This is a genomic window from Azonexus sp. (genome assembly GCF_041909095.1).
In the GTDB taxonomy this organism is placed as follows: Bacteria; Pseudomonadota; Gammaproteobacteria; order Burkholderiales; family Rhodocyclaceae; genus Azonexus.
Genome location: NZ_JAYREB010000001.1, coordinates 104,805 through 118,422, shown reverse-complemented (window position 1 = coordinate 118,422; position 13,618 = coordinate 104,805). Strand labels below are relative to the sequence as shown.

Genomic DNA, 13,618 nt, shown 5'->3' with positions numbered 1-13,618 from the left:
GGGGCGGACTGCTGAAGCGGTTAAACTGGACGCAAAAACCAACTCACAGTGAATTGACGGAGGGGAAAATGAAAAAGAGCATGTTGTTACTGGCGGGACTGTTTGTTGCCATCTCGGCGCAGGCTTCGGAGGATCTGGCCAAGGCCAAGAACTGCATGACCTGTCATGCCTTGCAGAAGAAGATCGTCGGTCCGTCCTACAAGGACATTGCCGCCAAGCGGGCGGCTGACAAAGGGGCGGAGGCGGCGCTTGCCGCCAAGATCAAGAACGGCAGCAAGGACGAGTGGGGTCAGGTGCCGATGCCAGCCAACGACGTCACCGATGCCGAGGCGAAGACCCTCGCCAAATGGGTGCTGACGATCAAGTAAGCACGCCGCTCGCTTGACCCCAGGCGCCCGCAGAGGCGCCTTCAAAAAATTCAAGGAGACTGCATGGGACCGTTGACGCCCGAACAGAGGCGGCGGCGCTGGCTGGCGCTCGCCGTCGTCGCCGTTGCCTACATCCTGTCGTTTTTCCAGCGTTTTGCGCCGGCCGGCATCGCCCAGGACCTGGCGGCGGCCTTCCAGACCTCGGCGGCGTCGCTCGGGGTGCTGGCGGCGACCTATTTCTACATCTACACGCTGATGCAGATCCCGACCGGGATACTCGCCGACACGCTGGGGCCGCGCCGCATCTTGGCGCTCGGTGGTCTGGTCGGCGGCGTCGGCAGCCTGCTCTTCGGCTTTGCGCCCAGCCTCGACCTGGCGCTCGCCGGTCGCACCCTGGTCGGACTCGGCGTTTCGGTGACCTTCATCGCCATGCTCAAGCTGATTGCCGTCTGGTTCGAGGAAAACCGCTTCGCGACCATGGTCGGCATCTGCATGCTGGTCGGCAACCTCGGCTCGGTGCTGGCCGGCGCGCCCCTGTCGGCGCTGGCCCAGGCGACCGGCTGGCGCGGCGTGTTCATCGGCGTCGGCGGCCTGTCGCTGGTGCTGGCGGCGCTGTGCTGGCTGATCGTGCGCGATGCGCCCGTTACCAACCCGTCGACGCCGCGTCCCCGCTTCGACCGCACCGTCGTCCTTTCCGGCCTGCTGGCGGTTCTGCGCAACCGTTCAACCTGGCCGGCGGCGTTGGTCAATACCGGCATGTCCGGCGCTTTCTTCACCTTCGCCGGGCTCTGGGCGACGCCTTACCTGATGCAGGTGCATGGCATGGCGCGGCCGGTGGCGGCCAACCACCTGTCGCTGTGGTTCGGCGGCTTCGCCGTCGGCTGCCTGTTCATCGGCGGTCTGTCCGATCGTCTTGGCCGGCGCAAGCCGGTGATGATCGCCGTCTCGCACGTCTATGTGGCGATCTGGCTGGTCCTGCTGTCCTGCGCGACGATGCCGCTGCCGCTCTCCTACGCGCTGTTCGCGCTGCTTGGCTTGAGCACCGCCGGTTTCAGCCTGACCTGGGCCTGCGCCAAGGAAGTCAATCCGCCGCTCCTCTCCGGGATGTCCACCAGCATCGCCAACATGGGCGGCTTCCTCTGCGCCGCGATCATGCAGCCGGTCGTCGGCTGGATCATGGACCTCGGCTGGCAGGGCGAAATGGTCGGTGGCGCTCGCGTCTACGATGTCGCCACCTGGCAGAACGGGGTTCTTGCGGCAACGCTCTGCGCCACGCTGGGCGCGATCGCCAGCTGGCGCATCCGCGAAACGCGCTGCCGCAACATCTGGCAGGCGAAGTAAGCCGAGCCGGCGGGCGTACAATGGGCTGGCCTTGCCTTGGAATTGTAAATTAGCGTATGCTTATATTTATGAAACCTTTTATTCTGCCTTCCCTGCTCCTCGCTTGCCTGCTTGCCGCCACCGGCGCCCGGGCGGCCGATTCCCTGCCCGTCGTCACGGTCGCGCCGCATGCGGTCGATCTGGCGTTTCCTGCCGAAGCCGTGGTCGAGGCGGTGCAGCAGGCAACGGTCGGCACGCAGATTGCAGGCCGCGTCCTCGAAGTGCACGCCGACGCCGGCCAGCAAGTGGCCAAAGGCGCCCTGCTGATGCGCATCGACGGTCGTGAGGCGGCGGAGGCAGCACGCGCCGCCGCAGCGCAGTACGCGATGGCCAAGCTCAATTACGAGCGGCAGCGCCAGCTCAAGGAACAGAAATTCGTCAGTCAGGCGGCGGTGGACAAGGCCAAGGCCGATTTCGACGCCGCTGCCGCCAATCGCAGCGCCGCCGGTGCCAGTCAGAGCCACGCCAGCATCGTCGCGCCGATGGCCGGCATCGTCGCCCGCCGCCACGCCGAGCCGGGCGACATGGCGATGCCTGGCGCGCCGCTGTTCACCATCTACCAGCCGGGTGGCCTGCGCGTCACGGCGAGCATTCCGCAACACCGTCTGCCGGCGATGCGCGGCGTGACGACGGCACGCGTCGAATTCCCGGAACTCGGCAAATGGATCGATGCGACGACGATCCAGTTGCTGCCGACGGCCGATGCGGCAACCCATGTCAGTACCGTGCGCGTCGGCCTGCCGGCCTTGCCCGATGTCGTTCCCGGCATGTTCGCGCGGGTGCATTTCGTCACCGGCCAGGCCCGGAAACTGACCGTGCCGGCCGCCGCCGTCGTCCGTCGCGGCGAGGTCGCGGCGGTCTATGTGCAGGCCGCCGACGGTCGTCTGCTGCTGCGCCAGTTGCGTCTCGGCGAAACCGTCGGCAAGGGCGAGATCGAAGTGCTGGCCGGCCTGAGCAGCGGCGACAAGGTCGTCGTCGACCCGGTCAAGGCGGCGATTTCGCTGAAGTCGGGCAAGTAGCATGGCGACCGACAAGACGACGCTCGGCATTTCCGGGCGCATCGCTGCCGCCTTCCAGTCATCGCGGATGACCCCGCTGCTGGCGCTGGTCGCCTTCCTGATGGGGCTGTTCGCCACGCTGGTGACGCCGCGCGAGGAAGAGCCGCAGATCGACGTGACGATGGCCGACGTGCTGGTCGCTTGGCCGGGCGCCTCGGCCAACGATGTCGAAAAACTGGTGGCGACGCCGGGCGAGCAGGTGCTGTCGCGCATGCACGGCGTCGAGCACGTCTATTCGATGGCGCGCCCCGGCATGGCGGTGATCACCGTGCAGTTCGAGGTCGGCGTCAAATACAACGACGCCGTGCTGCGCCTGCACGACACGGTGATGGCGCACCGCGACTGGCTGCCGCCCAACCTCGGCGTGCGCGAACCGGTGATCAAGCCGCGCGGCATCGACGACGTGCCTATCGTCTCGCTGACCTTCCATACCACCGACCCGGCGCGCTCGGCCTACGAACTGCAGCAGGTCGCTCGCGCCGTCGAGATCGAGCTGAAGCGGATCAAGGGCACGCGCGACGTGGCCACGCTCGGCGGTCCCGACCATGCCGTGCGCGTCCTGCTCGACGCCGAGCGCATGAACGCCTTCGGCGTCACGCCGCAGGACATCGCCGGTGCGCTCACCGTGTCCAATGACCTGCAGTCGTCGGGCAGCCTGATCGCCGGCAACCGCGACATCCTGGTGCAGACCGGCACCTACCTCGAATCGGCGGCCGACGTCCGGCGCCTGGTGGTCGCCGTCGTCGACCGCAAGCCGATCTACCTCGGTGACGTTGCCCGCGTCGAGGACGGTCCCGACCAGCCGAAGCGCTACGCCTGGTTCGGTACCAGCGCCGGCGAGTTCCCGGCAGTCACCATCCAGCTCTCCAAGCAGCCCGGCGTCAACGCCGCCGACATCGCCGACGCGGCGATCGCCCGCATCGACAGCCTGAAGAACGTCGTCATCCCGGACGGCGTCGAAGTCACGGTCACCCGCAACTACGGCCAGACGGCGACCGAAAAGGCGCAGAAGCTGATCGGCAAGCTGGTCTTCGCCACTGCCTTCGTCGTCGCCCTGGTCTTCTTCGCGCTCGGCCGGCGCGAGGCGGTGATCGTCGGTGTCGCCGTGACGCTGACCCTGGCGGCGACGCTGTTTGCCTCCTGGGCCTGGGGCTTCACGCTGAACCGGGTATCGTTGTTCGCGCTGATCTTCTCGATCGGCATCCTCGTTGACGACGCCATCGTCGTCGTCGAGAACATCCACCGCTGGCAGGCGCTGCATCCGGGCAAGACGCTGCTGGAAATCATCCCTGGCGCTGTCGACGAAGTCGGTGGGCCGACCATCCTGGCGACGCTGACGGTGATCGCCGCGTTGCTGCCGATGGCCTTCGTCTCCGGGCTGATGGGCCCGTACATGAGCCCGATCCCGATCAACTCGTCGATGGGCATGGCGCTGTCGCTGGCCATCGCCTTCGTCGTCACGCCCTGGCTGGCGGCGCGCTTGATGAAGGCGCACGGCAACGCGCACGGCGAACCCGCCCCGTCGAAGCTCGACGCGACGCTGGACCGCACTTTCCGCCGCCTGCTGACGCCCTTCCTCGATCCGCTGAAAGGCGGCGCGGCGCGCGTCAAGCTGGGGCTGGCCGTCGTCCTGCTGATCGCCGGTTCGGTGTCGCTCGCCTACTTCCAGCTGGTCGTCCTGAAGATGCTGCCCTTCGACAACAAGAGCGAATTCCAGGTCGTCGTCGACATGCCGGCCGGCACGCCGGTCGAGGAAACGGCGCGGGTCCTGCAGGAAATCGGCAGCGAACTGGCCAAGGTGCCGGAAGTCGTCAATTACCAGGCCTACGCCGGCACTGCCAGCCCGATCAACTTCAACGGCCTGGTCCGCCAGTACTACCTGCGGGCGGCGCCGGAAAAGGGCGACATCCAGGTCAACCTGGTCGACAAGCACGAGCGGTCGCGGCAGAGCCACGAGATCGCCGTCTCCGTGCGCGACGCCATCGAAGCCGTCGGCAAGCGCAACGGCGGCGTCGCCAAGGTGGTCGAAGTGCCGCCCGGCCCGCCGGTGATGTCGCCGATCGTCGCCGAAATCTACGGCCCCGATTACGCCGGCCAGATCGCCGTCGCCCGCCAGGTGCGCGCGGCCTTCGCGGCGACTGACGACATCGTTGCCATCGACGACTACATCGACGCCGACGCCCGCAAGTTCGTCCTCCACGTGCTGCAGGCGAAGGCCGCGCAGCTCGGTGTCGCCCAGCGCGACATCGTCGACGTCGTCGGCATGGGCCTCTCCGGCCTCGACGTGACGCCGGTGCGCAACACCGAATCGAAGTTCGCGGTGCCAGTGCGCATCGTCCTGCCGCCGGAACAACTGTCCTCGCTTGACAGCCTGCTCAAGCTCCGTGTCCGGTCGCGCGAAGGCCGTCTGGTGCCGGTTTCGGAGCTGGTCGAAGTGCGCGAGCTGGCGCGCGAGAAGACCATCTATCACAAGGACCTGCTGCCGGTCGTCTATGTCGTCGGCGACATGGGCGGCAAGCTCGATTCGCCGCTCTACGGCATGTTCGACATCCGCAGCAAGATCAACGGCATGGCGCTCAAGGAAGGCGGCACGCTGGGCGAATGGTTCATCCGCCAGCCCGGCGATCCCTACGCCGGCTACAGCGTCAAGTGGGACGGCGAATGGCAGGTCACCTACGAAACCTTCCGCGACATGGGCCTGGCCTACGCGGTCGGTCTGATCCTGATCTACCTGCTGGTCGTCGCCCACTTCGGCAGTTATCTGGTGCCGCTCATCATCATGGCGCCGATCCCGCTCACCATCATCGGCGTCATGCCCGGCCACGCGCTGTTCGGCGCGCAATTCACGGCGACCTCGATGATCGGCATGATCGCGCTGGCCGGCATCATCGTCCGCAACTCGATCCTGCTGGTCGATTTCATCAAGCTGCAGGTCGCCGCCGGCATGGATTTCCACGACGCGGTGATCCAGTCGGCGGCAGTGCGCGCCAAGCCGATCGCCCTCACCGCGCTGGCCGCCATGCTCGGCGCCATGTTCATCCTCGACGACCCGATCTTCAACGGCCTGGCCCTGGCGCTGATCTTCGGCATCCTGGTGTCCACGCTGCTCACCCTGGTCGTCATCCCCGTCCTCTACTTCGCCGCTTTCCGGAAGGAACACCACGTATGACCACTGAACGCTACATCCGCATCATGGCCGGCTTTTTCGTCATGCTTTCGCTCGCCCTCGGCTGGCAGGGATCGCCGATCTTCGTCTCGGAATGGTTCCTCGCCTTCACCGCCTTCGTCGGCCTCAACCTGTTCCAGAGCGGCTTCACCGGCTTCTGCCCGCCGGAAAAGCTGCTCAGGAAGCTCGGCGTCAAGTCCGGCGGCAGCGGCTGCGGCTGCTGAGCCGTTCAGTGCGTCTTGCTCAGTGCGTCGTGTATTCGGCGCTGAAGCCGGCGTCGGCGATGGCTTGCAGGATGTCTTCCGGGCTCACGAAATTGCCGTGTTCGACATCGGCAATGCCGCTTCGCGCCTCGATTTCCAGATGCACGATGCTGGGCAGGTCCTGAATGGCATTGGCCAGGGCGCGCACGCTTTCGGCGCTGTCCAGGCCGGCGATCTTGAATGACTGGCGATGCATGGCGAGCTCCTCGGTGGCTGGGAGATGATCGTTAGGCAGGCGGCGCCGCGGCAAGTTCTCGCCGCGTGCCGCCGGCGGCGTCATTCGCTCGCGTGGTGCTTGCCGCCGAGCTTGTCCATGACCGCGTAGAGCACCCCGGAAATGACGAAAGTCATATGGATGCCGACCTTCCAGGCCAGTTGTTCGTTGCTGTGCGAGCCGACGTGCATGAAGGCCTTGAGCAGTTCGATTCCGGAAATGGCGACGATCGAGCCGATCAGCTTCATCTTCAGGTCGGCGAAGCCGACATGGCCCATCCAGCTCGGCCGGTCTTCGTTGTTCCCGGTGTTGATCTTCGAGACGAAGTTCTCGTAGCCGGCGAAGACGATGATGATCAGCAGGTTGGCGATCATCACGACATCGATCAGCGTCAGGATGCCGATGATGATGTCGCTGCTGTCGGCACTGAAGACCTGGGGCGCCAGCTTGAAGAACTCCTTGACGAACTTGATCAGCAGGATGCCGATGGCGAGGATCAGCCCGACGTAGAAGGGAGCGAGCAGCCAGCGGCTGTTGAACATCAGGACTTCGAGCTTGTGTTCGAGCAATTTCATGGTTTTCTCCGTACGAATGGGGTGCGCTATTGTGCGATGCCGCATGCGGCAAATCCATTTCCCGGAAGGGGGGCCGCGGTCCGTGGCGTCTGGTTTGTTGCGGGGCAAGAAGGCGCTGTCGACGTTGCGGCGAGCCTTTCGGGGTAGCGGTGATGACGTCGGCAAGTGCCGGGGTTTCTTCGTGCAAAGACTTCGGTTTTGTCGATCAATTGCATCGACATCTACCGGTTTCTCGACTTGCACGGCGACTTAGGGAGCGCAGAGGCTGGCGGTGGGCAATGGCAGGCGTCGCCGAATTGCGGCATGATGCGATCTGTCCATAACTCAAGAAAGGTTGGGCGGCGCCTCCGGGGCCGCGCCATGAAGCAGTCACCTGCTGTCTTAACCCCCGTCATCCTCGTGCGCTCCGCCGCCGGAGGTCTCTGACATGGAAATCCTTCTACTGGTCGCGCTGATTGTTCTCAACGGCGTTTTCGCGATGTCCGAAATCGCTCTCGTCACCGCCCGCCGCGCCCGCCTCGCCAAACAGGCCGAAGATGGCGACGCTGCCGCCATCGTCGCCATGCAGCTGGGCGAAGACCCGACCCGCTTCCTGTCCACGATCCAGATCGGTATCACCTCGATCGGCATCCTCAACGGTATCGTCGGCGAAGCCGCGCTCGCCGGGCCGCTCGCCATCTGGCTGCAACACTGGGGGGCGGACCAGCACCTGAGCGAGATCGGCGCCACGGTCCTGGTCGTCGTCGTCATCACCTACATTTCCATCGTCGTCGGTGAACTGGTGCCGAAGCGGATCGGCCAGATCAACCCCGAAGGTATCGCCCGCCTGGTGGCGCGGCCGATGAACTGGCTGGCCATCCTGTCACGGCCTTTCGTTCGCCTCCTTTCCGGATCGACGGCGCTGCTGCTGCGCCTGCTCGGGCAGCGGGAAAGCCGTGGGCCGAGCGTCACCGAAGAGGAAATCCACGCCATGCTGGTCGAAGGCTCGGCCGCCGGCGTCATCGAGAAGAACGAGCACGACATGGTGCGCAACGTCTTCCGCCTCGACGACCGGCAGCTCGGTTCGCTGATGGTGCCGCGCTCGGAAATCGTCTGGCTCGACATCAACCGCCCGCTCGACGAGAACCTGGCGATCATCACCGAGTCCGACCACGCCCGTTTCCCGGTCTGCCGCGACGGGCTGGAGAACATCCTCGGCGTTCTCAACGCCCGCCAGCTACTCGGCAAGACCCTGCGCGGCAGCACGCCGAACCTCGGCGACAAGTTGCAGGCGGCGATCTACGTGCCGGAATCGCTGACCGGCATGGAACTGCTTGAACAGTTCCGCAGCACCGGCACCCACCTCGTTTTCGTCGTCGATGAATACGGCGAAGTGCAGGGCATGGTGACGCTGCAGGACCTGGTCGAGTCGGTGACCGGCGAGTTCGTCCCGAAGAACAAGGAAGACGCTTGGGCGGTGCAGCGCGAGGACGGCTCCTGGCTGCTCGATGGCCTGATTCCGGTGCTCGAACTGAAGGACACGCTGGGCCTGAAAGCTGTGCCGGAGGAGGAAAAGGGGCGTTACCACACGCTCTCCGGCATGCTGATGCTGCTCCTCGGGCGCCTCGCCGAGACCGGCGACCGTCAGGTCTGGGAAGGCTGGACGCTGGAAGTTGTCGATCTCGATGGCAAGCGGATCGACAAGGTGCTGGCGACGCCGTTGCCGGAAGTGCCGCCGGCGACCGCGAGCGAGGCGGAGCCGACGCCGTGAACGGCGTTGCCGCGGCTACCCCCGGGGGCGGCTTCTTCGCGCCGCGCTGGCGTGGCCAGGTGGCCTTGCGCCGTCTGTTCTGGTGGGACCTGCTCGCCGTCGGCACGCTGCTCAACGCCGGTTTCGCGGTCTTCGCGCTGATCCTGCTGACGCAGGGGCTGGCCGGAGGGGCCTGCCTGCTGGTCTGAAGCCTTACTCGTGGCGCAGCGCCTCGATCGGATCGAGGCGTGCCGCACGGCGCGCCGGCATGTAGCCGAAGAGGACGCCGATTGCCGCCGAGAAACCGAAGGCGGTCAGGTTGATCGTCGGCGAGAAGAGGAAGGGCATGCCCATCAGCGCGGTCAGCCCAAAGCAGGCGACGAAGGCGAGGCCGATGCCGAGCAGGCCGCCGAAGGCGGAGAGCGCCACCGCTTCGATCAGGAACTGCAGCAGCACTTCCTTCTCCAGCGCGCCGATGGCCAGCCGGATGCCGATTTCCCGCGTCCGTTCGGTGACCGACACCAGCATGATGTTCATGATGCCGATGCCGCCGACCAGCAGGCTGACCGCGGCAACCGCGCCGAGCAGCGCGGTCATCGTGCCGATGGTGCCGGACAGCGCTTCGGCAATCTGCTTGGTGTCCATCACGTTGAAATTGTCGTCGGCGTTCTCGGCCAGCTTGCGGCGCTCGCGCAGCAGGCTGCGTAGTTGCCCGATCGCCGCCTTCGAATCGCTGCCGTCCTTGAGCGAGACCATGATGCCGCCGATGTCCAGACTGCCGGTCAGGCGGCGTTGCGCGGTGCGTAGCGGCAGCAGCACGGTGTCGTCCTGGTCCTGGCCCATGCCGCCCTGGCCCTTGGCGGCGAGCAGGCCGATCACCTCGCAGTCGAAGGACTTGACGCGGATGCTGTTGCCGAGCGGGCTGGCGTTACCGAACAGCTCCTTGCGCACGGTCTGGCCGATGATGCAGACGGCCTTGCCGGCGCTTTCCTCGTCGTCGGCGAAACGCCGGCCGCTGGCCAGCTTCCAGTTGCCGGCGATGAAATAATCGTTGCTCGTGCCGTTGACCGTAGACGACCAGTTGCGGGTGCCGGCGACCAGCGTCACCGCGCTGCCGACGGTCGGCGCCACCGCCTGCAGTCCGCCGATCTGCTGGCGGATCGCCTCGATGTCGGCGATCCGGAATTTCGGCGCCCCGGCGCTGTCGCGGCCGGGACCAAGACGTTGGCCGGGCATCACCATCAGCAGGTTGCTACCGAGGCTGGAAATCTGCTCGGCGACCATGCGCGTCGCGCCGTTGCCCAGCGTTACCATGGTGATCACGGCGGCGACGCCGATGACGATGCCGAGCACGGTCAGGAAGGAGCGCAGCAGGTTGCGGCGGATTTCGCGCAGGGCGAGCAGGAGGGCGTTCAGGAGCATGATGTCTGGCGGCTGTCGCGGTCGACGCGGCCGTCGACGAAATGCACGCTGCGGCTGGCGTAGGCCGCCATGTCCGGTTCGTGGGTGACCATGACGATGGTGATGCCCTGTTCGCGGTTGAGCGCCACCAGCAGTTCCATGATCTCGTGACTGCGCTGGCTGTCGAGGTTGCCGGTCGGCTCGTCGGCGAGCAGCAGCAGCGGATTGGTGACGATGGCGCGGGCGATCGCCACGCGCTGCTGCTGACCGCCGGAAAGTTCGGCCGGCGTGTGCCCTTCGCGTTCGGCCAGGCCGACCCGCTGCAGCGCGGCGCGCGCCGCCGCATGGCGCTGGGCGACCGGCTCGCCGCGGTAGAGCAGCGGCAGTTCGACGTTCTCCAGCGCCGTCGTGCGCGCCAGCAGGTTGAAGCCCTGGAAGACGAAACCCAGGCAGTGGCGGCGCAGCAAGGCGCGCTGGTTGCGGTCGAGCGCTTCGACGGCGATGCCCTGGAAAAGGTAGGAGCCGCTGCTTGGCGTATCGAGGCAGCCGAGCAGGTTCATTGCCGTCGATTTACCGGAGCCGCTCGGCCCCATGACGGCGACGAACTCGCCGGCGGCGATCGCGAGGTCGATGCCGCGCAGCGCCTGGAAGGCGACGTCGCCGCTGCCGTAGGTCTTGGTGATGGCGCGCAGTTCGATCAGCGGCGCGGTTGTTTCGCTCACGGCTTGCCCGCCTGGTAGTCGGTGATCACCGCCATGCCGGCTTGCAGCTCGCCGCCGGTGATCTCGGTCTGCCGGCCGTTGCTGACGCCGGTAACGACCGCGACCGGGCGTGGCTGGCCGTCGGTCAGCACCCAGACCTGGCTGCCGTTGACCGCCGCCGGGCGGTTCTTGGGCGCCGCCGGCGGGCGTGGCAAGAGGCGACCGAGGATGCTGCCCTTCGGCGCCGCCGCCATGTTTTCGGCCGGCGTGTAGCGCAGCGCGGCGTTCGGCACCAGCAGCGCGTCGGCGCGCTCGGCGGTGACGATGGTGGCGCTCGCCGTCATGCCGGGGCGCAGGGCCAGATCGTCGTTGGCGACGTCGAGCACGGTCTTGTAGGTGACGACGTTGTCGGTCGTCGTCGAGCCCAGGCCGACGCGCCGGATGCTTGCCGGGAAATGTCGCCCCGACCAGGCCGAAACGGTGAAGCTGGCCGGCTGCCCGGGCTTGACGCTGGCGACGTCGGCCTCATCGACCTTGACCTGCAGCTCCATGCGCGTCAGATCCTCGGCCAGCACGAACAGCACCGGCGTCGTCATCTGCGCGGCGACGGTCTGCCCGGGTTCGACCTTGCGCGTCAGGACGACGCCGTCGACCGGCGAGCGGATCGTTGCCTTGGTCAGGTTGGTCTGGTCGGTCTTCAGCGCTGCCCGCGCCTGCGCCACCTGCGCCAGGCCGCTCGCCTCGCTGGCGACGGCGCGCTGCACGGCGGCGTCGGCGGTGTCGAGTTCGCTGGGCGCCGGCACCTTGCCGCCGGACAGTTCGGCGACCCGGCGCATGCGCGCCAGCGCCGCCCGGTTCTCGGCCAGCGTCGCCCGCGCCTCGGCGACGCTGGCTTCGGCGGCGGCGACGGCGGCGCGCGACTTGATCACCGCGTCGTCGAGCTTGGCCGGGTCGAGGCGGGCGAGCAACTGGCCCTTCTTGACGACGTCGTTTTCCTGGACCAGCACTTCGGCCAGGGTGCCGGAAAGTTCGCTGCCGACATCGACCGACTTGGTCGGCTGCAGCGTGCCGCTGGCGCTGGCGGTGACCACCAGCTTGCCGCGCGCGGCGGGCTCGGTCAGGTACTGCCCCGGCGCCTCGCTGTTGCCGCCCAGGGCCAGCCAGCCGATCAAGAGGAGCAGGGCGGCGCCAGCGCCGAGCAGCCACCAGCGGCGGCGGGAAGCGGTCTGGCCGCGCTGGGCGCCGGCCAGCAACTGGCGCAGCGCGTCGGGAGTCTCGTTGGTTTTCTCGGTCATGGTGTTTCCGTGGCGGGCGCGGCGGCTTGTTCCCAGCCGCCGCCGAGCGCCTTGTAGAGTTTGATCAGTGTCGTCAGTTGCTGCGCCTCGGCGCTCGCCAGGCTGTCCTCGGCGCTGAGCCGGGTACGTTCGCCGTCGAGTACGTCGCGGAAATCGGTGAGGCCGGATTCGTAGAGTTGGCGGGCCAGCGTCGCCGCGTTGCGCGCCGCCTCCGCCGCCTGACGCCGGGCGACGATGCGCTGGCGGGCGGCGGCGTGCGCGTAGAGGGCGTTCTCGACTTCCTCCAGGGCGCCCAGCACGCTCTCCTCGTAGGCGTGCAGCGCTTCCTCGCGGCGCGCGTCCTGCGCGTCGACGGCGGCGCGCAGGCGACCGCCGTCGAACAGCGTCGCCGCCAGCGAGCCGGCCAGCGTGCGCAGCAGCGTGTCGCTGCCGCCCAAGGCGCCCAGGCTGTAGGCCTGCCAGCCGAAACTGCCGCTCAGTGTCAGGCTGGGAAAACGCGCCGCCAGCTTCTGCCCGGTGCGCGCGGTTTCCGCCGCCAGCGTGCGCTCGGCGGCGATCAGGTCGGGACGGCGGGTGAGGACGCGGGCCGGGATGTCGACCGCGAGGTCGGCCGGCACTTCCGGCAAGCCGTCGGCGGTGGCCAGCGTGGTATCAAGCGCGCCGGGCGCGGCGCCGAGGAGGACGGCGAGGCGGTTGCCCGCCTCGCGGGCGGCGATCTCCAGGTCGGGCAGGCTGGCCCGGGTCTGTTCGCGGTTGGCCACCGCCTGCTCGACGTCGAGGCTGCCAGCCAGCCCGGCCTGCTGCCGCCAGTCGGCGATGCGCGCGCTTTCTTCCTGGGTGGCCAGGTTGTCGCGGGCGATTGCCAGGCGTTGCCGGGTGCTGCGCAGGTCGACGTAGTTTTGCGCCACCTCGGCGACCAGCGTGATGCGCACCTGTTCGAGGCTGGCCGCCGCCGCTGCGGCGTCGGCGTCGGCGGCTTCGACGGCACGGCGCTGGCTGCCGAAGAGGTCGATCTCCCAGCGCGCGTCGAAGCCGGCGTCGTAAAGCGTGTTGCTCGTCCCGGCGGCGTGGCTGCGGGTCTTGCCGGCGCTTGCCGAGAGCGTCGGCAACTGGTCGCCGATGGCCTGGCGGCGGGCGGCCCGCGCCTGACGCAGGCGGGCCTCGGCCTGCTTGAGGTCGAGGTTGGCGGCCAGGGCGCGGGCGATCAGGCTGTCCAGCGTCGCGTCGTCGAGTTGCTGCCACCAGCGGCGCAGCACCGGGTCGGCGTCGCCGCTCGTCGGGACGGCCGGCTGGCTGTGCCATAGCGTTGGCAACTTCAGTGCCGGCAAGCGGTAATCCGGGCCGACCGCCGGCAACGAAGTGCAGGCAGCGAGCACAGCGCAGGCCAGGGCGGCGAGGGCCTGGCGCGGTCGGAGGAGGGGGCTGGATTCGGTCATGCTGGGATGATCGCCCGCCGCGCCGTTAAGTG

General features: G+C 67.6%; 13 protein-coding genes. 7 read left to right on the top strand and 6 right to left on the bottom strand.

Going from position 1 to position 13,618, the window contains the following annotated elements; genetic code table 11:
* The first annotated feature begins 68 nt into the window (after nt 1-68).
* The 5 genes from ACE3OV_RS00585 (at nt 69) to ACE3OV_RS00565 (ending at nt 6,196) form a co-directional block, all read left to right on the top strand.
* Nucleotides 69-368 carry a c-type cytochrome gene (locus tag ACE3OV_RS00585; protein ID WP_374323976.1) on the top strand — a complete coding sequence of 100 codons (300 nt, stop codon included), beginning with the start codon at nt 69-71 and terminating at the stop codon, nt 366-368.
* 63 nt (nt 369-431) lie between these two features.
* Entirely contained in the window at nt 432-1,709 is a 1,278-nt protein-coding gene (locus ACE3OV_RS00580) for an MFS transporter (RefSeq protein ID WP_374323974.1), read from the top strand.
* A gap of 68 nt (nt 1,710-1,777) precedes the next feature.
* Nucleotides 1,778-2,767 carry an efflux RND transporter periplasmic adaptor subunit gene (locus tag ACE3OV_RS00575; protein ID WP_374323972.1) on the top strand — a complete coding sequence of 330 codons (990 nt, stop codon included), beginning with the start codon at nt 1,778-1,780 and terminating at the stop codon, nt 2,765-2,767.
* A gap of 1 nt (nt 2,768) precedes the next feature.
* Entirely contained in the window at nt 2,769-5,975 is a 3,207-nt protein-coding gene (locus tag ACE3OV_RS00570; RefSeq protein ID WP_374323970.1) for an efflux RND transporter permease subunit, read from the top strand.
* Entirely contained in the window at nt 5,972-6,196 is a 225-nt protein-coding gene (locus tag ACE3OV_RS00565) for a DUF2892 domain-containing protein (RefSeq protein ID WP_374323968.1), read from the top strand. Before ACE3OV_RS00570 ends, ACE3OV_RS00565 begins: the two co-directional genes overlap by 4 nt.
* A gap of 19 nt (nt 6,197-6,215) precedes the next feature.
* Here ACE3OV_RS00565 and ACE3OV_RS00560 read toward each other — a convergent pair whose 3' ends face one another.
* Nucleotides 6,216-6,431 (bottom strand): heavy-metal-associated domain-containing protein, encoded by a 216-nt coding sequence (locus tag ACE3OV_RS00560; protein WP_374323966.1) that lies wholly within the window; start codon nt 6,429-6,431, stop codon nt 6,216-6,218.
* Between the two features lie 80 nt (nt 6,432-6,511).
* Entirely contained in the window at nt 6,512-7,024 is a 513-nt protein-coding gene (locus tag ACE3OV_RS00555; RefSeq protein WP_374323964.1) for a TIGR00645 family protein, read from the bottom strand.
* A gap of 427 nt (nt 7,025-7,451) precedes the next feature.
* Between ACE3OV_RS00555 and ACE3OV_RS00550 the strand changes: the two genes are divergently transcribed.
* Nucleotides 7,452-8,774 (top strand): hemolysin family protein, encoded by a 1,323-nt coding sequence (locus tag ACE3OV_RS00550; RefSeq protein ID WP_374323962.1) that lies wholly within the window; start codon nt 7,452-7,454, stop codon nt 8,772-8,774.
* Nucleotides 8,771-8,962: a hypothetical protein gene (locus tag ACE3OV_RS00545; protein WP_374323960.1), complete on the top strand. Its 192-nt coding sequence runs from the start codon at nt 8,771-8,773 to the stop codon at nt 8,960-8,962. The genes ACE3OV_RS00550 and ACE3OV_RS00545 overlap by 4 nt, the downstream gene beginning before the upstream one ends.
* A gap of 4 nt (nt 8,963-8,966) precedes the next feature.
* On the opposite strand, the gene ACE3OV_RS00540 is transcribed toward ACE3OV_RS00545, so the two are convergent.
* From ACE3OV_RS00540 to ACE3OV_RS00525, 4 genes are read right to left on the bottom strand one after another with little or no spacing between them, the layout of a single operon-like run.
* On the bottom strand, nt 8,967-10,175 hold the full coding sequence (locus tag ACE3OV_RS00540) for an ABC transporter permease (protein WP_374323958.1): 1,209 nt from the start codon (nt 10,173-10,175) through the stop codon (nt 8,967-8,969).
* Nucleotides 10,166-10,876, bottom strand: a complete 711-nt coding sequence (locus ACE3OV_RS00535; protein WP_374323956.1) for an ABC transporter ATP-binding protein — start codon at nt 10,874-10,876, stop codon at nt 10,166-10,168. Before ACE3OV_RS00535 ends, ACE3OV_RS00540 begins: the two co-directional genes overlap by 10 nt.
* On the bottom strand, nt 10,873-12,150 hold the full coding sequence (locus ACE3OV_RS00530; RefSeq protein WP_374323953.1) for an efflux RND transporter periplasmic adaptor subunit: 1,278 nt from the start codon (nt 12,148-12,150) through the stop codon (nt 10,873-10,875). Before ACE3OV_RS00530 ends, ACE3OV_RS00535 begins: the two co-directional genes overlap by 4 nt.
* Complete coding sequence (locus tag ACE3OV_RS00525; RefSeq protein ID WP_374323951.1) at nt 12,147-13,586, bottom strand: efflux transporter outer membrane subunit; 1,440 nt, start codon at nt 13,584-13,586, stop codon at nt 12,147-12,149. Before ACE3OV_RS00525 ends, ACE3OV_RS00530 begins: the two co-directional genes overlap by 4 nt.
* Nucleotides 13,587-13,618 lie beyond the last annotated feature (32 nt).